This is a genomic window from Enterococcus sp. DIV1421a, from assembly GCF_051711025.1.
Taxonomy (GTDB): Bacteria; Bacillota; Bacilli; order Lactobacillales; family Enterococcaceae; genus Enterococcus_B; species Enterococcus_B hirae.
In genome coordinates, this window is the sequence record NZ_JBIOLU010000001.1 from 924,285 (window position 1) to 946,569 (window position 22,285).

Below are 22,285 nucleotides of genomic sequence, written 5' to 3' on the forward strand. Positions count from 1 at the left end.
AAGGTGAAGGTATTATTATATTTTGAAAGTGAAAAAATACTTGCGAAATCTGGTATTGGACGAGCGCTTGACCACCAAAAACGTGCTCTAAAAGAAATGGGGATTCCCTACACGCTAGATAGTAAAGATGACTATGATATCTTACACATCAATACATATGGTATCAATAGTCACAATATGGTCAATAAAGCAAGAAAAGACGGCAAGAAGATCGTCTATCATGCTCACTCAACAGAGGAAGATTTTCGTAACTCATTTATTGGCTCTAATCAATTATCGCCATTAGTAAAAAAATATTTAGTGGGATTATATCAAAAGGCGGATTATCTCATCACACCTACGCCATATTCTAAAAGATTACTGGAAAGTTACGGCATAGATTTACCGATCCAATCGATATCAAATGGGATTGATCTAAAAAAATATCAACCAGATCCAATCAAAGAACAAAAATTTCGCGACTATTTCAAATTATCACCAGATCAGAAAGTGATTATCTGTGTTGGCCTTTTTTTTGCTCGTAAAGGGATCATTGATTTTGTAGAAATTGCAAAAAAACTCCCAGAATATACATTTATTTGGTTTGGACATGTACCTATGTATTCGATCCCAAAAAATATCCGACAGATTGTGAAAGAAGAACACCCAGATAATGTGATCTTTCCAGGATATATTCGGGGAGAAATTATTGAGGGTGCATACTCAGGCGCTGACCTTTTTTTCTTCCCATCTTATGAAGAAACAGAAGGAATTGTAGTATTAGAGGCACTAGCAAGTAAGCAAAATGTTCTTGTACGAGACATTCCAGTCTATGATGGCTGGTTAGAAGATAAAAAAAATTGTTACATGGGTCGCTCTAATGAAGAATTTACCGTATTGATCAAAAAGATCGTGGAAGAAGAAGTTCCTAGTCTAGTGGCAGCTGGATATCAGACTGCCCAAGCACGAAGTATTGAGAAAATTGGTGAGCAACTGAAACTGGTGTATACACAAGTGTTAGAAGAAGCAGATTCTTCCATAAATGAAAGACAAAATAATAAAGGGTAGTTTGGAGGCAAAAAATCATGAAAATTGGCTTTTTTACCGATACCTATTTTCCGCAGGTAAGCGGAGTTGCTACATCGATCAAAACCTTAAAAAATGAACTAGAAAAACATGGACATGAAGTCTATATTTTTACGACAACCGATCCAAATGCTGATAAAATAGAAAAAGACGTCATTCGTATGCCGAGTGTTCCATTCGTTTCCTTTAAAGATCGGCGAATAGTGGTACGAGGTATGTGGTACGCTTATTTAGTAGCGAAGGAACTTGAATTAGAACTGATTCATACTCATACAGAATTTGGTGCAGGGATTTTAGGTAAAATGGTTGCTAAAAAGCTGAAAATACCATTGATCCATACGTATCATACGATGTATGAAGATTATCTACACTATATTGCTAAAGGCAAAGTGATACGTCAATCTCATGTCAGATATCTTTCCCGCTTATTTGTTAACCATACAACAGGAGTTGTCTGTCCCAGTGAACGAGTAATTGATACATTAAGAAGTTATGGTGTTGTCGCACCACTTCGAGTGATTCCTACAGGGATCGATATTGAGAAATTTAAAAGGGAAGGAATCACGCAAAAAGCTATCAAAGAAATCAGAGGATCGCTGAATATCAAAGATGATGAGTTAATGATCTTATCTTTAAGTCGTATCTCTTATGAAAAAAATATTCAAGCATTGGTCCAGGGGTTTCCCCAAGTTCTAAAAGCGTATCCCAATGCACGAATGGTGATCGTTGGCAAAGGGCCTTACCTTGAAGAGTTGCAAGAGCTAATCAACGAACTAGCATTGGATGAATTTGTCCAATTTACTGGAGAAGTCGATAACGAAGATGTGGCATTGTATTATAAAGCAGCTGATTACTTTGTTAGTGCCTCAACTTCAGAAACACAAGGTTTAACTTATACGGAAGCAATGGCTTCAGGGACACCTTGTGTAATTGAGGGAAATGCTTATCTTAATCGTTTGTTTGATCATCCCTCCCTTGGGAAAACATTTGAAACCGATGAGGATTTCGCACCAGCACTTATTGATTATATAAAAAGTGAAGTCCCTCGTGACCAAAAAGTATTGGAATCAAAATTATATGATATTTCCTCTACGCACTTTGGCGAAGCGATGATTGAATTTTATGAAGATATGATTATCTATCATGAAAAAGAAATGCAACGAAAAGAAGAAGAGGCATCCATCGAAAGAATAAAAATCAAATTAAATTCATTTAAACGATAAATTTAGGTATTTATCCTAAAAAAATCTTTGTTTCTGGCGTATACTTAGCATAGAGACAAAGATTTTTTGATTTTTAGGAGGTCACGAATATGAAATTAGGTTTTATCGGGACAGGAGTCATGGGACGCGCAATCACTGAGCATCTTATGAACGCAGGACATGAAGTAACTGTCTATAATCGAACAAAAGCAAAAACGGATGAGCTAGTCAAAAAGGGAGCCATTTGGGCTGAAACACCTAAAGATGTCACTAAAAATAGTGAGATCATCTTTTCGATGGTTGGTTATCCCCAAGATGTAGAAGAAATTTACTATGGCGAAAATGGGATCTTTGCAACGGATGTCCAAGATCGAATTTTGGTTGATCTAACAACTAGTACCCCAACGCTTGCAGAAAAAATTGCAAAAACAGCCACAGAAAAAGGCGCAGCTGCTTTAGATGCACCAGTTTCAGGTGGAGATCTGGGTGCGAAGAATGCCACTTTGACAATCATGGTTGGTGGTGAAAAAAGTGTCTATGAAAAAGTTTTACCTTTGTTTCAAGTGATGGGATCTACTTTTACTTTACATGGGACAGCAGGGAAAGGACAACATGCGAAAATGGCAAATCAAATCATGATCGCAGGGACTATGACAGGTATGACCGAGTTACTTGCATATGCTTCAAAAGCAGGACTTGACTTTGAAAAAGTCATTGAAACAGTCTCAGGAGGCAGTGCCGCAAACTGGTCATTAAGTAATTATGCTCCTCGTATTTTAAAAGAGGATTATACGCCAGGATTTTTTGTTAAACATTTTATTAAAGATTTGAAAATTGCGTTAGATGAAGCAGATAAAATGGCATTGAAGTTACCAGCGACAACGCAAGCTTTAAAATTATATGAACAATTAGCAGATCAGGGATTTGAAAATGACGGTACTCAAGCATTGATTAAGCTTTGGTGGCCTGAAGGAAAGAACCCAGAAAAAAAATCTTAAAAAACTCGCTTTTTTTGGAGAAAATCAATGCAAGTCGTCTGTGCTTTTGTTACAATATAACAGAAATAAGAAAAGGAGGACCTCCGATGGCACATTCACAATTAGTTGCAATCATTAAACGACTGGAGGCAATGGTCGAATCAGCAGATAATGAACTGCAAGTCCGTCGTTTTGAAAAAGAGGGCGTTGAAAAATGTACAGTTACTTATGACAAAGCAACTGAAACATTTGAATTAACTGAAACAGATTCACATCAACAATATGAATTTGACAATATCGATATCGTTGCAATGGAAATTTATGACTTGATCCAATAAAAGATCATGAAAGAAGCGTTCAGCTCTGAGCAACCAAGAGAGGATTTTTTAGAAAATCTTCTCTTGGTGCTTTAGAGCTGCTTTTTTTATGGCTTAATGGATCAGGCTTCGTTCGTAAGAAGTCTTCTTGAAGTGACCAGGATGGGCGTGTTCTATCCACAAGCGTTCGTATCAGCAAGAGACTGCTCCGATGAACAGAAGAAAAAGTGTGACGCCTATTTTTCCTTAGATTTTTTTCGGCTAGTGAGAAGATTAGGGGAATAATTGGTTAAATGGATAAAACAACGAAAAGAAACCGTGAACTGTAGACCAATGTTTGGTAGTTCAAGGTTTCTTTTTATTTTACAATTCATTTTGGGCGAGAATTTTCTTATGGTAACTCATTAGTATAAGGACGGGGTCAATTTCTTCTTTTTGCAACTGTCGCTTCAAGGACAAACCAGCTTTTGCATTTTCATAATAAAAATAAGGAGATTCATCATTAGACGTAATGGCCGTTTCAGCCAGTTGACCGTAACAAATCAAATAATGTTTTTGTTTCGTTTCGTCCGCTGCCAGAGGTAAATGGAAAGTGATTTTAGGCGTCCTTAGAAATAGTTTCTGCGCCTGTATTCTTTTAATGAAAGCTGTGGATAACTCAATATCTTGTTGGATTTGGGCAGCTTTTTCAAAATTCAATTGTTCGATAAAATGATTTTGCCTTTTCTTCAAGTAAGTGATTAGTTTTTTATTGCGCCCTTGCAACAGATTTTGAATCTCTTTTTTCTTTTGTTTAAATGACAACTGATTCATTTCCGGTAATTGTGTATTTAAAGCTAAAAGGCTGATTTCAGACAGCCACGGCATCTGATAGGTTTCTTCAATGATGCGTAAAATAGCCGGCATTTTTTTGTAAAGTCGAAAGGGACCGTAAGTACGGGCAAGTGGCATATCCGAAAGGGAAAAACCATTATTTGTAATATGTAAATAATTATAGTTACTAAAATAGTTCATTTGACGGTTGTAAAAAGGGCGGTAGTACTGGATTAATTGACATTCTAACAATAGTGCATCTAATTCAGTATCCACGACGACAAAATCAAAGTCAGCGATATGATGAATCAATCGGCGAACTTTTTTTGAATGTTGTTTACTATGACGAAAATAACTACTTACACGATTTTTTAATTGTTTCGCTTTTCCAACGTAAATCACAGTTCCGGTATGATCTTTCATCAAGTATACCCCAGGAAGCAAGGGGAGTTTTTTTACTTTTTCTTTCAACGTTCTTTCTCCTTTTTTATCAAAAAATACTATATCAAATTTACGGCAAAGGAACAACCTTTTCGTTTGCTGAGTATTAAGTAAAAATAGTTTGATAATCAAAATATTTATTTGAGAAATATTTTTAATGTTTAAATGGGTGATTGTTGATTTAATAGGATTTTAAAATGAATTTTTTCTTAGAAAAAGTTCATAATCGAAAAAAATGAGCTTTTTAGGTTGCATTTTGAAAAAAGTTAAGATATAGTTTGAACATCAAATGATTTGATAATCAAACTAATTAGTGGATGGTGGAACATGGAACCAGATTTGAAAACAGTAAATGATTATCTTGTTAGTGTCTTCAATGATATTTTGACAATCGAAGAATCTGAATTAAAAAAATCTCAGTTCAAAGATTTGTCAATTACAGAGATGCATACGATCGAGGCAATCGGTATGTACAAGAAAAAAACGACTTCAGAAGTAGCCAAAGAACTGTCGATTACTGTTGGGACCTTGACCACTGCTATCAATAAGTTAGTAAAGAAAGACTATGTTGAACGCATTCGAAGTGAAGATGATCGACGAGTGGTGAAATTAGGACTGACAAAAAAAGGCAAACTTTTATATCGTGTCCATCAGCACTTTCATCGTGAAATGGTCAAAAATATCTTGGATGGCATGGCTACCGACGAACAGCAAGCTTTACTGGCTGCATTGAAAAACTTGCATGATTTTTTGCGAGATTACAAGTGAGGATTTTTAATGGAACAATTTGGAACGATCACAGCAACAGCTAGTGTCCTTCCCGAAAAAATCATTACCAATGATGATCTTTCCAAAATGATGGACACTTCAGATGAATGGATTTCATCGCGAACAGGTATCAAACAAAGGCGTTGCGTCACAGATCAAGAAACTTCTGATCTTTGCTATTTAGTAGCAGAAAAGCTCATCAAAAAAAAGAACATCGATCCGACAGAACTTGACTTCATTCTTGTAGCAACCATGTCTCCTGATTTTACGACACCCTCTGTGGCTGTCCAGGTTCAAGGTAAACTTGGTGCAACAAATGCAATTGCATTTGATCTTAGTGCAGCATGTTCAGGCTTTGTTTATGCTTTAAGCATGGCAGAGAAAATGATTCGGTGCGGTTCAAATAAAGGATTAGTGATTGGTGGCGAGACATTATCCAAATTAATCGATTGGTCTGATCGTTCAACGGCTGTCCTGTTTGGTGATGGTGCTGGTGGTGTGTTACTTGAAGCTGGTACAGAGCAGAAAATAATTGCAGAACATCTGGAAGCAGATGGCACTCGAGGATCGTCACTCACAGCTGGCTATCATTCGAACGGATCACCGGTGTATGTAAAGGATGCAAAAGGCTCTTTTTATTTATCAATGATAGGAAGAGATATCTTTGATTTTGCTGTAAGAGACGTTGCAAAAAACATTAAAGACATCACTCAAAATGTGTCAGTTGATTATCTGCTTTTACATCAAGCAAATCTTAGAATCATTGAGAAAATTGCACGCAAGGTAAAAATACCGCAAGAAAAATTCTTAACCAATATGGATAAATACGGAAATACCTCTGCTGCAAGTATTCCAATCCTATTAGATGAAGCGGTAGCTAGTGGGCAAATCACTTTAGGAAAAAAACAAAAAGTAGTATTTACAGGTTACGGTGGAGGTTTAACATGGGGAAGTATCCTCATGGAACTGTAAGCTGATAAAACATAAAATTGTAAACAATATCGGAGGAATATATAGTATGGTATTCGAAAAAATTCAAGAAATTATTGCAGAAGAGTTAGGAAAAGAAACAGAAGAAATCAAATTAACAACAAACATCCAAGAAGACTTAGAAGCTGATAGCTTGGATTTATTCCAAATCATTAATGAAATCGAAGACGAATTTGACGTGAAAATCGAAACAGAAGACGGCATCAAAACAGTTCAAGATTTAGTAACTTATGTTGAAAAACAAACTGCATAATCATTAAGATTAGGTTGGGGGCTGGGACATTTTCCTTAAATAGGAGTGTCTTGGTCCTTTTTAATAAATCAAGACATGAGCATATATCCTAAAAATATTGGAGAAAATACATGAAGACAGCATTTTTATTTAGCGGACAAGGCGCTCAGTATCCAGGCATGGGACAAGATCTCTATCAAGAAACTATCGTCAAAGAAACGTTTAATGAAGCAAGTGATATTCTAGGCTATGATATGGCGGAATTGTGTTTTTCAGAAAATGAACGACTCAATCAAACCGCTTATACGCAACCAGCAATCTTAACGGTCAGCATTGCTTTTTATCGTTTGTTGAAAGAAAGAGGGATTACACCTCAAGCTGCTCTAGGATTAAGTTTAGGCGAATATTCCGCTTTAGTAGCTAGTGGAGCTTTGTCGTTTAGTGAAGCAGTCGCTTTAGTGGCAAAACGAGGGGCTTTTATGACTGAGGCTGCACCACTTGGTAGTGGGAAAATGGTAGCTGTTATGAATGCACCTGTAGAAGTGATTGAAGAAAGCTGTTTGGAAGCTCAACGATTAGGAATTGTTTCTCCTGCAAATTATAATACACCCCAACAAATCGTAATTGGCGGTGAAGAACAAGCAGTGGATGAAGCAGTAAGAATCATGCAAGAAAAAGGCATCAAACGAATGATTCCACTTAATGTGAGTGGTCCGTTTCATACAGCAATCTTAGCGCCAGCAGCAAAAAAATTAGCCGTTGAGCTAAAAACGATCACTTTTAATGAGCCAACAATTCCTGTCATCAGTAATACGACAACTGAAATCATGAACAAAGATCGGATACCGACTCTGCTTGAACAACAAGTGATGAAGCCGGTACATTTTTATGAAAGCATCCATCAATTAAAAGAACTTGGTGTGGAACGCGTGATCGAAGTTGGACCAGGTAAAGTATTAAGTGGCTTTATGAAGAAAATCGATAAAACGATTCCGGTTTTAAGAGTAGAAAATCAACAAACTTTAGAAGAAACAATGACAAGTATCGGAGGCATGTTATGGAGCTAACAGGAAAAAACGTATTTATAACAGGTAGCACAAGAGGAATTGGTGCTGCTGTGGCGCTAGCTTTTGCAAAAGCAGGCGCAAACATCGTTTTAAATGGACGAAAAGCAATTCCAGAAGAAAAAATCAATGAGATCAAAGCTCAAGGTGTGAACTGCATCGGTGTTTCTGGCGATATCTCAGATTATGAAAAAGCTGGTTTGATGGTAGAAGAAGCAGAAAAACAATTAGGATCAATCGATATTCTAATCAATAATGCAGGGATTACGAACGATAAATTATTGATGCGCATGTCAGCAGAAGATTTTAAAGCTTGTTTAGATATCAACCTAACAGGAACATTCAATATGACACAACACGTTTTAAAGAAAATGATGAAAAAACGTGAAGGTGCAATTATCAACTTGTCAAGTGTTTCAGGTTTGATTGGTAACGTCGGACAAGCAAATTACGCAGCAAGCAAAGCTGGTGTCGTTGGTTTTACAAAATCTGTTGCTCGTGAGGCAGCTGCACGCGGTGTTACATGTAATGCCATTGCTCCTGGTTTTATCGCTACGGATATGACCGAAGTGTTATCTGATAAAGTCAAAGAGCAAGTAGTAAAACAAATTCCAATGCAACGTTTTGGCAGCGTGGAAGATGTTGCGAATGCTGCGATTTTCTTAGCAGAGAGTCCTTATATCACAGGACAGGTCATCAATGTTGATGGCGGTCTCGTGATGCACGGATAAAAAGGAGGAAAACAATAATGAATCGAGTAGTAATTACAGGCTATGGTGTCACTTCACCAATCGGTAATGATGCTGAAAGCTTTTTAGATAGTTTGCAAAAAGGAACGAATGGGATTGCCCCTATTACTAAATTTGATGCCACGGAAACTGGGATTACACTAGCAGGTGAAGTCAAGGATTTTCCATACGACAAATATTTTGTGAAAAAAGACAGCAAACGTATGGATATGTTCTCGATTTATGGGATCTATGCAGCACTAGAAGCATTAGGGATGAGCGGTCTAGATAAAGAGAAAATCGATCAAGATCGTTTTGGTGTCATTGTTGGTTCCGGTATCGGCGGATTGCCAACGATCGAAAACCAAGTGATCCGATTACACGAAAAAGGCGCGCAACGTGTCTCACCAATGTTTGTTCCAATGGCTATTGCAAATATGGCTGCCGGCAACATTGCACTACGTGTAGGTGCTAAAGGGATTTGTACAGCAATCGTTACTGCTTGTGCGAGCGGAACGAATGCTATTGGTGAAGCTTACCGCAATATCAAACATGGTTATTCAGATGTCATTCTAGCTGGTGGGGCAGAAGCAACAATTTGTGAAATGGGAATTGCCGGCTTTGCTGCACTAACAGCTCTATCGAATGCTGAAGACCCTACTCGTGGTTCGATTCCTTTTGATGAAGAACGTAACGGTTTTGTGATGGGCGAAGGAGCGGGTATCTTAGTGATCGAATCTTTAGAACATGCTCAAGCTCGTGGTGCAAAAATCTATGGAGAAATCGTTGGTTACGGCGCTAATTGTGATGCGTTCCATATGACTGCTCCTACACCAGATGGTTCAGGCGCTGCCAAAGCAATGAAATTAGCCATGGATGAAGCGGGTATTAAGCCAGAAGATGTTGGCTATATCAATGCCCATGGGACAAGTACACCCGCTAATGATCAAGCAGAAGCAAAAGCGATCCAACTGGCATTAGGTGATTCATTCAAAGAAACATATGTCAGCAGTACGAAATCCATGACTGGACACTTATTAGGTGCAGCTGGAGGGATTGAAGCGTTAGCTACTTTAATGGCGCTGGAACATCAATTTATTCCACCAAACATCAATGTCCAAAAACAAGATCCGGAAATTGACTTGAACGTTGTCATCAATGAAAGCAAACCAGCGCAATTGACTTATGCAATGAGCAATTCGTTAGGCTTTGGTGGTCACAATGCGGTCTTGTGTATGAAACGCTGGGAGGAATAATCTTGAATATCAATGAGATCAAGGAATTAGTCAGTCAATTCGATCAATCTACTTTAACTGAATTTGATTTAAGAGAAGGTCAATTTGAATTATATATGAATAAAAATGAATCTAGTCGTGGAATGGGAACAATGGCTCCAATGCCAGTAGCTACAGAAGCGCCTAGAGATACGGTAGTACCTCAAACACCAATCCAACAAACGCCAGTTAGTGAAGCACCTCAAGCATCTGTCGAAGCATCACAAGAAAGTTTCGAAGGTGTCGAGGTAAAATCACCGATTGTTGGAATCGTCTACTTACAACCTGCCCCTGATAAACCACAATTTAAGTCAGTGGGAGATAGTGTCAAAAAAGGTGAAGTGATTTGTATCATTGAAGCAATGAAATTGATGAATGAAATCACAAGCGAAGTCGATGGGAAAATCGTTGAGATTCTTGTTGAAAATGAAGCGGTTGTTGAATACGATCAACCACTATTTAGAATTCAACCAAATTAAGCAAAAGAGGAAAGAGGAGCAATATGAACATTCAAGAAATTAAAGAAATCATACCACATCGTTATCCGCTATTGCTGATTGATCGTGTCGAAGAAATGGTGGAAGGCGAACGAATCATTGCAAAGAAAAATGTGACGATCAACGAACCATTTTTCCAAGGTCACTTTCCAGAAGAACCTGTGATGCCAGGTGTCTTGATCGTTGAAGCGATGGCACAAGCAGGAGCAGTTGCGTTATTATCCTTGGAACAATTTAAAGGAAAGACTGCTTATTTTGGTGGTTTAGACAAAGCAAAATTCCGTCGAAAAGTCACTCCAGGGGATACACTGTATCTTGAAGTAGAAATTACGAAAATCAAATCTTCTGCTGGTATTGGTAAAGGAATTGCAAAAGTGGATGGCAAAAAAGTTGCTGAAGCTGAATTAACTTTTATGATTGGATAGGTGAGTTATGTTTTCAAAAGTTTTGATAGCTAATCGTGGCGAAATCGCCGTACGAATTATTCGCGCTTGTCGTGAGCTTGGTATTCAGACTGTTGCTGTTTACTCACAAGCAGATGCTGACGCATTGCATACTCAATTGGCAGATGAAGCAATTTGTATTGGTCCTGCAAAAGCGACGGACTCCTATTTGAATGTCCAAGCAGTTTTGAGTGCAGCCATCGTGACCAAAGCAGAAGCGATTCACCCAGGTTTTGGGTTCTTATCTGAAAATAGCCGTTTTGCTTCTATGTGTGAAGAATGTAATATTGCTTTTATTGGTCCAAAGAGTCGAACGATCGATGCGATGGGGAATAAAATCAATGCACGTCGCTTGATGCAAGAAGCCAATGTACCTGTTATTCCAGGAAGTGATGGCGTATTATCAACAGTTGAAGAAGCACTAACAGTAGCGGATAAGATTGGTTATCCGGTCATGCTTAAAGCTGCCGCTGGCGGTGGCGGAAAAGGGATTCGTAAAGTTTTATCAAAAGAAGAATTACCGCAACATTTTTCTTCTGCGCAGCAAGAAGCAGCAGCGGCTTTTGGAAATGATGAAATGTATTTAGAAAAAATCATTTATCCAGCAAGACATATTGAAGTACAGATCCTTGGTGATCATTATGGGCATGTCCTTCATTTAGGCGAACGAGATTGTTCTCTTCAACGAAATAATCAAAAAGTATTAGAAGAATCCCCTTCAGTGGTCATCTCTCAGAATAAAAGAGAAGAATTAGGAGCTGCGGCAGTTCGTGCAGCCAAAGCGGTTAATTATGAAAATGCTGGAACGATTGAATTTTTAATGGATGAAGCGGGAGAATTTTATTTCATGGAAATGAATACGCGGATCCAAGTCGAACATCCGGTAACTGAGATGGTTACAAACATTGACTTGGTAAAAAAACAAATTGAAATTGCTGCGGGGCAACCGTTGGAAATCAAACAAGAAGATGTGCGATTCTCTGGTCACGCCATTGAGTGTCGGATCAATGCAGAAAATCCAGCTTTTCATTTTGCACCATCACCTGGAACAATCAAAAACCTTTTGTTGCCAGCAGGAGGCATGGGTGTTCGAGTTGATAGTGCCGTTTATTCCGGCTATACGATTCCACCTTATTATGATTCAATGATCGCTAAGGTGATCGTTCATGCAGACACTCGCTTTGAGGCATTGATGAAAATGCAGCGAGCGTTAAGCGAAGTGGTTACCGATGGAGTGATCACGAACGCGGAGTTCCAAATGGATTTAATCAGTCATCCAGCAGTCATCGCAGGGGACTATAGTACCGCCTTTTTACAAGAAGATTTTTTACCGAACTGGACACCTGAAACAGAGATAGGAGAAGAGTAGATGGCTTTATTCAAAAAGAAAAAATACATTCGAATTAATCCTAATCGAGCAGAACAACCAACGAATGCGCCGTCTATTCCAGATAATATGTGGGCTAAATGCCCTAATTGTAAACACATCATTTATACAAAAGATATTGGTGATGAGAAGGTTTGCCCTCATTGTAGTTATAACTTTCGTATTGGTGCTTGGCAACGATTAGCATTGATCATCGATGAAAAAAGTTTAGAAGAATGGGACACGGATTTAGTAACAAAAGATCCCTTGAACTTCCCTGATTATCAAGAAAAGATCCAAACTATGCAAGAAAAAACAGGATTGCATGAAGCGGTATTGACAGGAAAAGCAACGATTCACGGTCTGCCATTTGCGATTGGTGTCATGGATTCTAATTTCATCATGGGCAGTATGGGAACCGTTGTAGGTGAGAAAATCACCCGTTTGTTTGAACGGGCTGAAAAAGCTGGCTTACCCGTTGTCTTGTTCACTGCTTCTGGAGGAGCCAGAATGCAAGAAGGTATTTTTTCTTTGATGCAGATGGCAAAAATCTCAGCAGCTGTCAAACGTCATAGCAATGCCGGTTTGTTTTATCTAACAGTATTGACCGATCCAACTACAGGCGGCGTAACAGCGAGTTTTGCAATGGAAGGCGACGTGATCCTGGCTGAACCCCAAAGCTTGATTGGTTTTGCCGGTAGACGAGTGATCGAACAAACGATCAAACAAGAATTACCGGAAGATTTCCAAAAAGCAGAATTTCTACTTACCCATGGATTTGTTGATCAAATCGTTCCTAGAAAAGAACTAAAAGAAACGATCCATCATTTGTTGGAAATGCATACGCAGAAAGGTTGGATAAATCATGGATAAAACAGCACATGAGATCGTTCAACTGGCGCGTGAAAAGGATCGTTGGACGAGTCTTGATTTTTTTGAAGATATCTTTGAGGGGTTTCAAGAATTTCATGGCGATCGTTTATTTGGAGACGACGAAGCAGTCGTTGGTGGGGTTGCCAAATTAGATGGAAAACCTGTCACAGTTATTGGGATCCAAAAAGGACGAGACCTTCAAGAAAATATTCGCAGAAATTTTGGTTCGCCTCATCCAGAAGGCTATCGTAAAGCACTTCGTCTGATGAAACAGGCAGAAAAATTCCATCGTCCTATTATCACACTGATTAATACTGCTGGTGCCTATTGTGGTGTCGGTGCAGAAGAACGTGGTGAAGGAGAAGCGATTGCCAGAAACCTATTAGAGATGTCTGATCTAAAAGTACCGATCATTGCAATCATCATCGGTGAAGGTGGAAGCGGAGGAGCATTGGCTCTTGGCTTAGCTGATGAAGTTTGGATGCTTGAACAGACGATTTATGCTGTCTTATCTCCTGAAGGTTTTGCGTCGATTTTGTGGAAAGATGGTAGTCGAGCAGCTGAAGCGGCTGAATTAATGAAAGTTGCGGCAGCTGAATTATTAGAATTAGATGTCATCGATCGTGTGATACCGGAAACAGTAAATGGGCAAGCTTTAAGTAAAGAAAAAGTCAGTCGAATGTTACAAAAATCATTGATTGAAAAATTGACCGAACTATGTCAAACTTCCACTGAAGAGTTGCTTGAACGACGTTATCAAAGATTCCGTAAATTTTAAACAGTTATAAAGAATAAAACAAACAGTTATGCACCAAATTGAATGAATAAAGCAATCGACCTACCCACCGTTTCCTGTTAGATGACAGGAGTAGCTTTGGAGGTCGATTGCTTTTTGAATTTTTCGGCTCTTTGTCAATAAGGACTGATGAATGGTGTAAAATCAAATCTGGGTCAGAATGAATCTCATTCTGTCTCAGATTTTTTTGTTATTTCACGTTGATAGTTTTTTTATTACCCTTTCTGCTTTTTTAAAAAACATTGGAATACAAGGATTGGAAATTATCCTCTATCATTCATCAGAGATTTCATAAATGGGAATGCGATAATCGCTCTGTTGAATATAATTATGTGTCTACCATTTGGTTGGCATGAATATGGGCTCTATAATTTTTTAAGGAGACTGGGACAGAACTTGTCTCAGTCGCTTCTAGTATCTCTAAAAACGAATAAACATGAGACAAAAGCAGCGTATTCGGAAAATCTGCTGAAATTTACGAAAAATTTGAGAAGCACCAAGTAGGTAACAATCAACAGCAAAAAACTAGTTTTTGTGTTTCTTGTCCATTTTCGGGAATCCCTTCTTATTTCTTGATGCTAACTACTTTTGTCTCCACTTCCTTTTTTGATGTATTTAAATCTTTCTCCTGTCTAAAAGGTTGCAGATTATTCTGCCACGTATGAACCTTTACATAAATCGTAACATGTAGATGAAAAATTTTTTCAGATGATAATTAGTAGAAAGATTGATTGATTTTCTCAATCAATGAAAAAAATATATACAACAAAACAGTTATGGTAAACGATCAAGATTCAAGAATATTAATTGGGAATATTGAGCGTTTACTCTTGATTAGAACAAGTAAAATAAATCCTACAGGGGAGATGATCCATACGATTTTGTCAGCTTCGGTAACAAAATGGACATTGGAAAGAGATATCAATTGAAAACAGGGGAAACACCTAAAGCTGATGAAGTGGTATTGACGAGAAAGTAATGATCAAAAATAAGAGCAAAAAAGGAGTAAATATGAGTAAGAAAAAATTAACAGCAAAACGTAAAAAACAGCTATTAACGATGTTTGCGGTGGCTGGTGTGATGGGAAATACCGGGATCGCACCAACGATGGCATTAGCGGATACTTTGACACCAACAGCTGAAACTGCTACTGAACAAACACAGGCGAATGAAGCAAAAGAAGTCATCGATCAAACGATACAAAACGTCACAGATCCGTTAGTAAACCCAACGGATTCAACCACTACAGCTAGTGATTCATTAGCAACAACTGATGAAGCAACGGATGACACCCAAGACCAAGCAACAGAACAAGAACAAGCAACAGCAGCGACTGCCGAAAGTGAAGGGGATGCAACTAATCCAACAGCTGAAGCGCCAAAAGTAGCGCAAAAAGCGAACGTGGCAGCAGCTTCTAAGATAACAGGCACGTGGGGTACCAGTCCGTATACTTTTGATGAAAATACAGGGGTATTGACGATCGGAGCAGGTGAGTTAAGTGGCTATAAAGAATCACCATGGAACAGTAAAAAAGTAGATGCTAAAGCAATCAAGAAAATTGTCTTGTCTGGAAAAGTAGTTGCTCCGGAAGATTCTAGACGCCTATTTTCTTATTCGTACCTTATAAATGTAACTGAAATCGAAGGATTGAGTCAACTGGATACCAGTAACGTAACAAATATGGAGTATATGTTTCACGGTATGCGCAGCGTAACAAGTCTAGATGTAAGTGGTTTTGATACCAGTAACGTAACAAATATGGATGCTATGTTTTACAGTATGAGCAACGTAACAAGTCTAGATGTAAGTGGCTTCGATACCAGTAAAGTAACAGAAATGGCGTTTATGTTTGACAGTATGAGTAGATTAACAAGTCTAGATTTAAATAGCTTTGATACCAGTAAAGTAACAGTTATGGATTCTATGTTTTTCGGTATGCAAAGTTTAACCAGTCTAGATATAAGTGGCTTTGATACCAGTAACGTAGCATATATGGGTGATATGTTTCGCCGTATGAGCAGTTTAACTAGTCTAGATTTAAGCAACTTTGACACTAGCAAAGTGACAGATATGGGTGGTATGTTTGCTGATACTCCACTTAAGAAATTAATTCTAGGAGATACCTTTAAATTTGTAGAATCAGGCTCCGAAAATGCAAAACTTACTTCTGCCTGGAAGCGAGCAGATGGTAAAGGGAAGGTTTATACAGCAGCAGATTTCATGAATAACTATGGCACCGGTGACTTGACTGCTGGCACGTACGTTTCTGCTACAGGTTGGTGGGGTACCAGTCCGTATAATTTTGATGAAAACACAGGGACATTGACGATCGAAGCAGGTGAGTTAAGTGGCTATGAAAAATCACCATGGAACAGCGGAACAGTGGATTATGAAGCAATCAAAAAAATTGTCTTGTCTGGGAAAGTAGTGGCTCCAAAATATTCTGGCTATTTGTTTAGTTCAACTTACACTGGTAAGCAACTTAAGAATGTAACTGAAATCGAAGGGTTGAGTCAACTAGATACCAGTAACGTAACAGATATGCGTTGTATGTTTTCCGATATGCGTAGCGTAATAAATCTAGATGTAAGTGGGTTTGATACTAGTAACGTAACATCTATGAATTATATGTTCAAAAATATGAGTAACATAACAAGCCTAGATGTAAGTGGGTTTGATACCAGTAATGTAACAGGTATGTATACGATGTTTCAAGGTTTAAGTCGCGTAACAAGTCTAGATTTAAGCAACTTTGACACCCACAAAGTGACAGATATGCGTGAGATGTTTGTTGATACTCCACTTAAGAAATTAATTCTAGGAGATACCTTTAAATTTGTAGAATCAGGCTCCGAAAATGCAAAACTTACTTCTGCCTGGAAGCGAGAAGATGGCACAGGGAAGGTTTATACAGCAGAAGATTTCATGAAAAACTATGGCACCGGTGATCTGACTGCTGGCACGTATGTTTCCGTTGAAACAGGCACGTGGGGCACTAGTCCGTATATGTTTGATGAAAATACAGGGGTATTGACGATCGAAGCAGGTGAATTAAGTGGCTATGAAGAATCACCTTGGAACAGCGACAAAGTAGATAGTGAAGCCATCAAGAAAATTGTCTTGGCTGGAAAAGTAGTTGCTCCAGAAGATTCTGCCTACTTATTTAGTAGTGATGTTACCGGAGCTAAGTATCTTAATAATTTAACTGAAATTGAAGGGTTAAATCAACTGGATACTAGTAACGTAACAAACATGAGCTATATGTTTCAAGGTATGAGTAACTTAACGAGTTTAGATTTAAGTAGCTTTGACACCAGCAAAGTAACAGATATGTCTTATATGTTTTATAATAACGGCGTAACAAGTTTAGATTTAAGTGGTTTTGATACCAGTAAAGTCACAGATATGAGTTTGATGTTTTCAGGTATGAACAACGTAACAAATTTGGATGTAAATGGTTGGAATACTAGTAACGTGACAAATATGTCTGGGATGTTTCTCGGTATGAGTAGCATAACAAGTCTAGATGTAAGTGGTTTTGATACTAGTAACGTAACAACTATGAGCAATATGTTTCGAGGTATGAGTAACTTAACAAGCCTAGATCTAAGTGACTTTGATACTAGTAATGTAACAGATATGAGTGTAATGTTTTACGATATGGATAACTTAACAAGTCTAGATGTAAGTAGCTTTGACACTAGCAAAGTAACAACGATGGAAAGTATGTTTAAGAATACACCTCTTGCTAAATTAACACTAGGTGATCACTTTAAGGCGGTTGAAGACACTGGTTTATCAGCACCGAAAGCACTGAACGAAGGGGATCAGCTGACAGGAAATTGGATTCGTGAAGATGGTCAGTCCAAAGGCTATTCACCTGCTGACTTTATGGCAAATTACGGCACTGGGGATTTAACGGCAGGAACTTATGTGGCAGAACTAGTGAAAAGTGAGTTGAAACCACAAGAATATCATGTAGGAGATGTCAATATCACTGGAACCTACACAGGGGATATGTCTCTCGGCCGATTAACCGTTAATGGCAAAGTTGTCAGCTGGGGCGGTAGCTTCAAAGATGGTCAATTCAGTTATTATGTCGGTGTTGGCAAATTAAAAGTCGGCGACAAAGTCGTATTAGATGGCTACAACAAAGAGAAGGAATTGATAGATTCCAAAGAGATTGAAGTGATTTCCGAATCTTCAGGATCAATTGATCAGGTGGACACTTATAAGCTAGGTGATTCAACCATTACTGGAACTTACACGGGGGATATCCATAAAGGAAAACTAGTAGTGAACGGAGAAGTCGTTAGCTGGGGAGGAACCTATAAAGACGGCAAGTTTAGCTATTATGTGAACTCTCAAATCATCAAAGCAGGAGATCAAGCAACGATTCAAGGCTATGATAAATTTGATACACCACTAGGGGACCCACAATCAGTGACTATAGGAGAACAACTGGGTCAATTAACAGAAGCCCATCGTGTGGGAATCAGTACAGTGATCGAAGGAAGCTACACAGGCGATGTTTACCAAGGAATCTTATTGGTCAATGGCGAAAAAGTTAGTCAAGGCGGCAGCTTCAAAGATGGCAAGTTCAGTTATTATGTAGGAAACCTTAAAGTATCAGAAGATGATCAAGTAGTCTTGATGGGTGCCAACAATCGAGGACAACAAATTCCAGGATCAGAGATTGAGGTCACTATTCAAACACCAACAGCTGAAATCAACGAATTGACTTATAAACTTGGCACACAAACGATCAAAGGAGCCTATGGTTCTGATACCCAGGTTCACCAAGGACACTTGTTTGTCAATGGTAAACTGATCAGTAAAGGTGGGAGCTTTAAGGATGGGGCAATCAGTTATTATGTGAAGCCAGATCTAATCAAAGCTGATGATCAAGTAACAATGAATTTCTATGATGGCAGTGGCAACTTATTGGCTGAAAACCAAACAGTTTCTGTTAATTAAGGAAAAAACAAATTCATGTAAGTCTAAAAACTGGGGCATTGATTAGAAAAAATCTGATCAATGTCTCAGTTTTCTTGATTTAAGATACGCTCAAAATTCAAACAGGTTGAGCTAAATGAGGAATACCGGAATGTGTACAGAGGTTTATATTTAGTAAAATAAGATCTGTTTAGAGACCATACGATGATTCTAAGATTATTTAGAATTAATCAGTTGCATAATTAGTTGGTCAAACAAGCTGATTGAGAATTACTTAGAATAGGAAACTTAGTTGAGCACAGAAGGGGTTGAAACAAACATGTTTAGTATCAAGTAATTCCGACTGATTTTCCGAAGATGCTGCTTTTGTCTCCGTTTCTTTTCTTTGGATAAGTGCAAGGTTCTACTAGCATTCCAATAGTGTGAATGAATTTTGCGCAAACAATCCAACTGCAGACTAGAATACACTCAGAGTGAACGGCGGTTATAACGGACTAGATTCCCGCTGTTTTTGTATCAAGATAAGGATTCTAATGTGAGTGTAGATAGGATCTAGAAGACAATAATCTAACTGATTTTAATCCTATTATCAGTAGAACAATGAAAAATACTAGTAATCAGACATGGAATTTGATTCCCAGATCTAATTGAACTCTGATAAATATTATTTGCACATAAAGAGTGTTTCGCATCAAGAAGTAGAATTTCCAAAATTTCCTTCTTGAATGTTTGATGACTTTTATCTTCTTGCGGGAGATTAACTAACCTTATCTGTGGTTACACCTGTAAAAGAGCTAAGATGACTTTTTCATTCTTAGCTCTTTTTCATTTTATTGAAAACTATTCTAAAATAATTATTCTTTTATTTGTTTTATATACAATATATCCGCCTTAAAATACATTTTTTTAAATAAATATACAAAAAAATGCTTTTTTTTTGAAAGTTTCATGCTATAATTACTTCACTTAATACAAAAGTTTTAACGTAGGAGGAAAATGACATGAAAAAATTCTTTGGGATGTTAACGGTACTGTTTGCACTAGCGACTTTAGGTGCATGTGGCAGCAGCAATACGACTGCTCAAGGTCAGGAAAAGGATCAGTTAGCAGCGATTAAAAAAAGCGGGGTACTAAAAGTAGCTACGTCGGCTGATTACGCGCCGTTTGAGTTTCATACGATGGTTGACGGGAAAGATAAAATCGTAGGATCTGATATTGACTTAGCTAAAGCAATCGCAAAAGAACTAGGAGTAAAAGCTGAAGTATCAGATATGAATTTCAATACCGTTTTAGCTTCCTTAAAAGAAGGGAAAGCAGATCTCGCTATTTCTGCGATTTCTGCCACAGATGAAAGAAAACAACAATTTGACTTCACAGACAATTATTACAACCCACCACAAGTTGTGATCATCAACAAAAAAAATAAAGAAATCTATCGCAATGCGAATGACCTAAAAGATAAAAATGTGGGTGCTCAAAAGGGATCAATTCAAGAGGAATTAGTTAAGACGCAACTGAAAGGTGCGAAGCTTGTGACAATCGACAAAGTTCCCAACATGATCGTTGAAGTTAACCAAGGCTCATTAGCTGCGACAGTCGTTGAAAAAACGATCGCCGAATCATATATCGCCCAAAATCCTGATCTAATGATCGCTGATATTTCACTTGAGCCAGCTCCTGATGAAGCCTTTGCTATTGCGTTACCTAAAGAAAGCAGTCAACTACAAAAAGAATTAAACCAAATTATCAAAAAGTTGAATGATGAAGGGAAAATTGAAGAATTTATTCAACAAAATAACGAATTAGCTGAAAAAACAGCGGCAGAATAGAGGTCAGGCAGAGTGGATTTTTCTTTTTTAGATAAATATTTCCCTTATTTTTTATCAGGTACAGGAATAACAATCATGATTTCGATCGTCACAGTGATCTTGGGAACGGGTATCGGTTTACTTATGGCGTTACTAAAATTGTCCAAAAAGAAACCGTTGAATGTTTTAGCTAATGTCTATATCGAAGTGTTACGAGGAACACCGATGCTTCTACAAATCATGATCGGCTTTTTATTGCTTCAAGGATTTTTTCCTTCAAAAGATCTAGAAGTAGGTGTTTTAACTGTTGATCTTGGCCGCCTGCTTCCAGGAATGATCGTGTTATCATTAAATTCCGGTGCCTATGTGGCAGAGATCATCCGTGGGGGGATCCTGGCAGTGAACAACGGTCAAACAGAAGCCTCCTATTCATTAGGGTTGCGTCCAGCTCAAACGATGCGTTATGTGATTTTACCACAAGCATTAAGAAATATTTTGCCTCCTTTAGGCAATGAATTTATTACGTTGATCAAAGATTCTTCCCTGTTGACTGCGATCGGAATCAATGAACTGATGGGAGCGGCGCAAATCGTCATATCCAATTCGTATGTTCCATTAGAGCCTTATTTTATAGCAGCAGCCGTTTATTTCATCATGACGTTTGCTACTTCTCGGTTACTAAATCGTTGGGAGAAAAAATTAGGTAAAGGATACCAAGGATGAAGGGTGAAAATAAATGGCCAAATCATTGATCAAAATTACACATTTAAATAAAAAATTCGGTGAACAGGAAGTACTGAAAGACGTTTCCGCTGAAATTTATCCAGGAGAAGTCGTGGTACTTTTAGGACCATCAGGCTCGGGAAAAAGCACGTTACTAAGATGCATCAACTTATTAGAGATACCAACTTCTGGTGAAATCAAGTTTGAAGGAATGACAATTACCGACAAGCAAAATGATATTTTTAAAACAAGAGAAAAAATGGGAATGGTTTTCCAACAGTTTAATCTATTCCCTAATATGACGGTTTTAGAAAACATCACTTTGTCACCAATCAAAGTCAAAAAGCAATCAAAAGAAGAAGCAACAAAGATTGCTAGAGATCTGCTAAAGAAAGTAGGTCTGCTAGAAAAAGCCGATACTTATCCTCAGTCTTTATCTGGGGGACAACAACAACGGGTCGCCATTGCGAGAGCTTTAGCCATGCAACCCGACGTCATGCTATTTGATGAGCCGACTTCAGCTCTTGATCCGGAAATGGTCGGAGAAGTGTTAGAAATCATGCTGCAATTAGCTCGTGAAGGGATGACTATGATCATTGTGACTCACGAAATAGGCTTTGCAAAAGAAGTCAGTGATCGAGTTCTTTTTATGGATGGAGGAACCATTCTTGAAGAAGGTACACCGACGGCTATTTTTGAACAAACCAGTCATCCACGAACAGTCGCATTTTTATCCAAAATATTATAAAAACAAGTAACATCCTAAGAATAAAAAATCGAATGAAAACTCTCGAAACAGTTTCTCGTGTTTGGAGAGTTTTTATTTTATCAGTGTAGTCAGACGGATGATTTCTTCTCTTTTAAAAGTGTTTGGTGACTTCGGTCTGTTCATCATTTCAGGTTAATAGTTGTTTATTCAGAAGGATTCAGGTGTAGAGGTAGTTTTTTTGGA

20 protein-coding genes are annotated in these 22,285 nt (G+C 38.1%); 19 read left to right on the forward strand and 1 reads right to left on the reverse strand.

The window, feature by feature from the left end:
* Window positions 1-3 precede the first annotated feature (3 nt).
* The 4 genes from IGK21_RS04355 (at window position 4) to IGK21_RS04370 (ending at window position 3,582) form a co-directional block, all read left to right on the forward strand.
* A complete protein-coding gene (locus tag IGK21_RS04355; RefSeq protein ID WP_014834761.1) occupies window positions 4-1,047 on the forward strand; it encodes a glycosyltransferase in 1,044 nt (347 codons plus the stop codon).
* A gap of 17 nt (window positions 1,048-1,064) precedes the next feature.
* The gene (locus tag IGK21_RS04360; protein ID WP_010719682.1) at window positions 1,065-2,288 is read left to right on the forward strand and encodes a glycosyltransferase family 4 protein; all 1,224 of its coding nucleotides are present in this window, start codon (window positions 1,065-1,067) and stop codon (window positions 2,286-2,288) included.
* Between the two features lie 89 nt (window positions 2,289-2,377).
* Window positions 2,378-3,265 (forward strand): NAD(P)-dependent oxidoreductase, encoded by an 888-nt coding sequence (locus IGK21_RS04365; RefSeq protein ID WP_010738140.1) that lies wholly within the window; start codon window positions 2,378-2,380, stop codon window positions 3,263-3,265.
* A gap of 86 nt (window positions 3,266-3,351) precedes the next feature.
* Window positions 3,352-3,582 (forward strand): YkuJ family protein, encoded by a 231-nt coding sequence (locus tag IGK21_RS04370; RefSeq protein WP_010719680.1) that lies wholly within the window; start codon window positions 3,352-3,354, stop codon window positions 3,580-3,582.
* A 342-nt stretch (window positions 3,583-3,924) separates the two neighbouring features.
* Here IGK21_RS04370 and IGK21_RS04375 read toward each other — a convergent pair whose 3' ends face one another.
* Window positions 3,925-4,797 carry a GIY-YIG nuclease family protein gene (locus tag IGK21_RS04375; RefSeq protein WP_181915173.1) on the reverse strand — a complete coding sequence of 291 codons (873 nt, stop codon included), beginning with the start codon at window positions 4,795-4,797 and terminating at the stop codon, window positions 3,925-3,927.
* Between the two features lie 345 nt (window positions 4,798-5,142).
* Between IGK21_RS04375 and fabT the strand changes: the two genes are divergently transcribed.
* From fabT to IGK21_RS04450, 15 genes are all read left to right on the forward strand, one after another.
* On the forward strand, window positions 5,143-5,583 hold the full coding sequence (gene fabT, locus IGK21_RS04380) for a fatty acid biosynthesis transcriptional regulator FabT (protein WP_010719678.1): 441 nt from the start codon (window positions 5,143-5,145) through the stop codon (window positions 5,581-5,583).
* 9 nt (window positions 5,584-5,592) lie between these two features.
* A complete protein-coding gene (locus IGK21_RS04385) occupies window positions 5,593-6,555 on the forward strand; it encodes a beta-ketoacyl-ACP synthase III (RefSeq protein WP_010738138.1) in 963 nt (320 codons plus the stop codon).
* Window positions 6,556-6,601: 46 nt separating this feature from the next.
* Entirely contained in the window at window positions 6,602-6,826 is a 225-nt protein-coding gene (locus IGK21_RS04390) for an acyl carrier protein (RefSeq protein ID WP_005876288.1), read from the forward strand.
* A gap of 110 nt (window positions 6,827-6,936) precedes the next feature.
* A complete protein-coding gene (gene fabD, locus IGK21_RS04395; RefSeq protein ID WP_181914875.1) occupies window positions 6,937-7,872 on the forward strand; it encodes an ACP S-malonyltransferase in 936 nt (311 codons plus the stop codon).
* The gene (gene fabG, locus IGK21_RS04400) at window positions 7,863-8,600 is read left to right on the forward strand and encodes a 3-oxoacyl-[acyl-carrier-protein] reductase (protein ID WP_010719675.1); all 738 of its coding nucleotides are present in this window, start codon (window positions 7,863-7,865) and stop codon (window positions 8,598-8,600) included. The genes fabD and fabG overlap by 10 nt, the downstream gene beginning before the upstream one ends.
* A 17-nt stretch (window positions 8,601-8,617) precedes the next feature.
* Complete coding sequence (gene fabF, locus IGK21_RS04405) at window positions 8,618-9,853, forward strand: beta-ketoacyl-ACP synthase II (RefSeq protein WP_010719674.1); 1,236 nt, start codon at window positions 8,618-8,620, stop codon at window positions 9,851-9,853.
* A gap of 2 nt (window positions 9,854-9,855) precedes the next feature.
* Window positions 9,856-10,350, forward strand: a complete 495-nt coding sequence (gene accB / locus IGK21_RS04410) for an acetyl-CoA carboxylase biotin carboxyl carrier protein (protein WP_010738136.1) — start codon at window positions 9,856-9,858, stop codon at window positions 10,348-10,350.
* A 23-nt stretch (window positions 10,351-10,373) separates the two neighbouring features.
* On the forward strand, window positions 10,374-10,793 hold the full coding sequence (gene fabZ, locus IGK21_RS04415) for a 3-hydroxyacyl-ACP dehydratase FabZ (RefSeq protein WP_010719672.1): 420 nt from the start codon (window positions 10,374-10,376) through the stop codon (window positions 10,791-10,793).
* Between the two features lie 7 nt (window positions 10,794-10,800).
* Entirely contained in the window at window positions 10,801-12,180 is a 1,380-nt protein-coding gene (locus tag IGK21_RS04420; RefSeq protein ID WP_010738135.1) for an acetyl-CoA carboxylase biotin carboxylase subunit, read from the forward strand.
* Window positions 12,181-13,050, forward strand: coding sequence for an acetyl-CoA carboxylase, carboxyltransferase subunit beta (gene accD / locus IGK21_RS04425; RefSeq protein ID WP_010719670.1), 870 nt, complete (start codon window positions 12,181-12,183; stop codon window positions 13,048-13,050). It abuts the gene before it with no gap.
* Window positions 13,043-13,828, forward strand: coding sequence for an acetyl-CoA carboxylase carboxyl transferase subunit alpha (locus IGK21_RS04430; RefSeq protein ID WP_010738133.1), 786 nt, complete (start codon window positions 13,043-13,045; stop codon window positions 13,826-13,828). Before accD ends, IGK21_RS04430 begins: the two co-directional genes overlap by 8 nt.
* 1,029 nt (window positions 13,829-14,857) lie before the next feature.
* Window positions 14,858-18,823, forward strand: coding sequence for a BspA family leucine-rich repeat surface protein (locus IGK21_RS04435; protein WP_181918549.1), 3,966 nt, complete (start codon window positions 14,858-14,860; stop codon window positions 18,821-18,823).
* Between the two features lie 980 nt (window positions 18,824-19,803).
* A complete protein-coding gene (locus tag IGK21_RS04440) occupies window positions 19,804-20,631 on the forward strand; it encodes a transporter substrate-binding domain-containing protein (RefSeq protein ID WP_010719665.1) in 828 nt (275 codons plus the stop codon).
* Between the two features lie 12 nt (window positions 20,632-20,643).
* Window positions 20,644-21,333: an amino acid ABC transporter permease gene (locus IGK21_RS04445; protein WP_010719664.1), complete on the forward strand. Its 690-nt coding sequence runs from the start codon at window positions 20,644-20,646 to the stop codon at window positions 21,331-21,333.
* Window positions 21,334-21,346: 13 nt separating this feature from the next.
* On the forward strand, window positions 21,347-22,081 hold the full coding sequence (locus tag IGK21_RS04450; RefSeq protein WP_010738129.1) for an amino acid ABC transporter ATP-binding protein: 735 nt from the start codon (window positions 21,347-21,349) through the stop codon (window positions 22,079-22,081).
* Window positions 22,082-22,285 lie beyond the last annotated feature (204 nt).

What these genes read in the sequence shown, in the direction of transcription:
- IGK21_RS04360 (WP_010719682.1), top strand. Translation starts at nt 1,065, where the DNA reads ATGAAAATTGGCTTTTTTACCGATACCTATTTTCCGCAGGTAAGCGGA.
- IGK21_RS04365 (WP_010738140.1), top strand. Translation starts at nt 2,378, where the DNA reads ATGAAATTAGGTTTTATCGGGACAGGAGTCATGGGACGCGCAATCACT.
- IGK21_RS04370 (WP_010719680.1), top strand. Translation starts at nt 3,352, where the DNA reads ATGGCACATTCACAATTAGTTGCAATCATTAAACGACTGGAGGCAATG.
- IGK21_RS04375 (WP_181915173.1), bottom strand. Translation starts at nt 4,797, where the DNA reads ATGAAAGATCATACCGGAACTGTGATTTACGTTGGAAAAGCGAAACAA.
- fabT (WP_010719678.1), top strand. Translation starts at nt 5,143, where the DNA reads ATGGAACCAGATTTGAAAACAGTAAATGATTATCTTGTTAGTGTCTTC.
- IGK21_RS04385 (WP_010738138.1), top strand. Translation starts at nt 5,593, where the DNA reads ATGGAACAATTTGGAACGATCACAGCAACAGCTAGTGTCCTTCCCGAA.
- IGK21_RS04390 (WP_005876288.1), top strand. Translation starts at nt 6,602, where the DNA reads ATGGTATTCGAAAAAATTCAAGAAATTATTGCAGAAGAGTTAGGAAAA.
- fabD (WP_181914875.1), top strand. Translation starts at nt 6,937, where the DNA reads ATGAAGACAGCATTTTTATTTAGCGGACAAGGCGCTCAGTATCCAGGC.
- fabG (WP_010719675.1), top strand. Translation starts at nt 7,863, where the DNA reads ATGGAGCTAACAGGAAAAAACGTATTTATAACAGGTAGCACAAGAGGA.
- fabF (WP_010719674.1), top strand. Translation starts at nt 8,618, where the DNA reads ATGAATCGAGTAGTAATTACAGGCTATGGTGTCACTTCACCAATCGGT.
- fabZ (WP_010719672.1), top strand. Translation starts at nt 10,374, where the DNA reads ATGAACATTCAAGAAATTAAAGAAATCATACCACATCGTTATCCGCTA.
- IGK21_RS04420 (WP_010738135.1), top strand. Translation starts at nt 10,801, where the DNA reads ATGTTTTCAAAAGTTTTGATAGCTAATCGTGGCGAAATCGCCGTACGA.
- accD (WP_010719670.1), top strand. Translation starts at nt 12,181, where the DNA reads ATGGCTTTATTCAAAAAGAAAAAATACATTCGAATTAATCCTAATCGA.
- IGK21_RS04430 (WP_010738133.1), top strand. Translation starts at nt 13,043, where the DNA reads ATGGATAAAACAGCACATGAGATCGTTCAACTGGCGCGTGAAAAGGAT.
- IGK21_RS04435 (WP_181918549.1), top strand. Translation starts at nt 14,858, where the DNA reads ATGAGTAAGAAAAAATTAACAGCAAAACGTAAAAAACAGCTATTAACG.
- IGK21_RS04440 (WP_010719665.1), top strand. Translation starts at nt 19,804, where the DNA reads ATGAAAAAATTCTTTGGGATGTTAACGGTACTGTTTGCACTAGCGACT.
- IGK21_RS04450 (WP_010738129.1), top strand. Translation starts at nt 21,347, where the DNA reads ATGGCCAAATCATTGATCAAAATTACACATTTAAATAAAAAATTCGGT.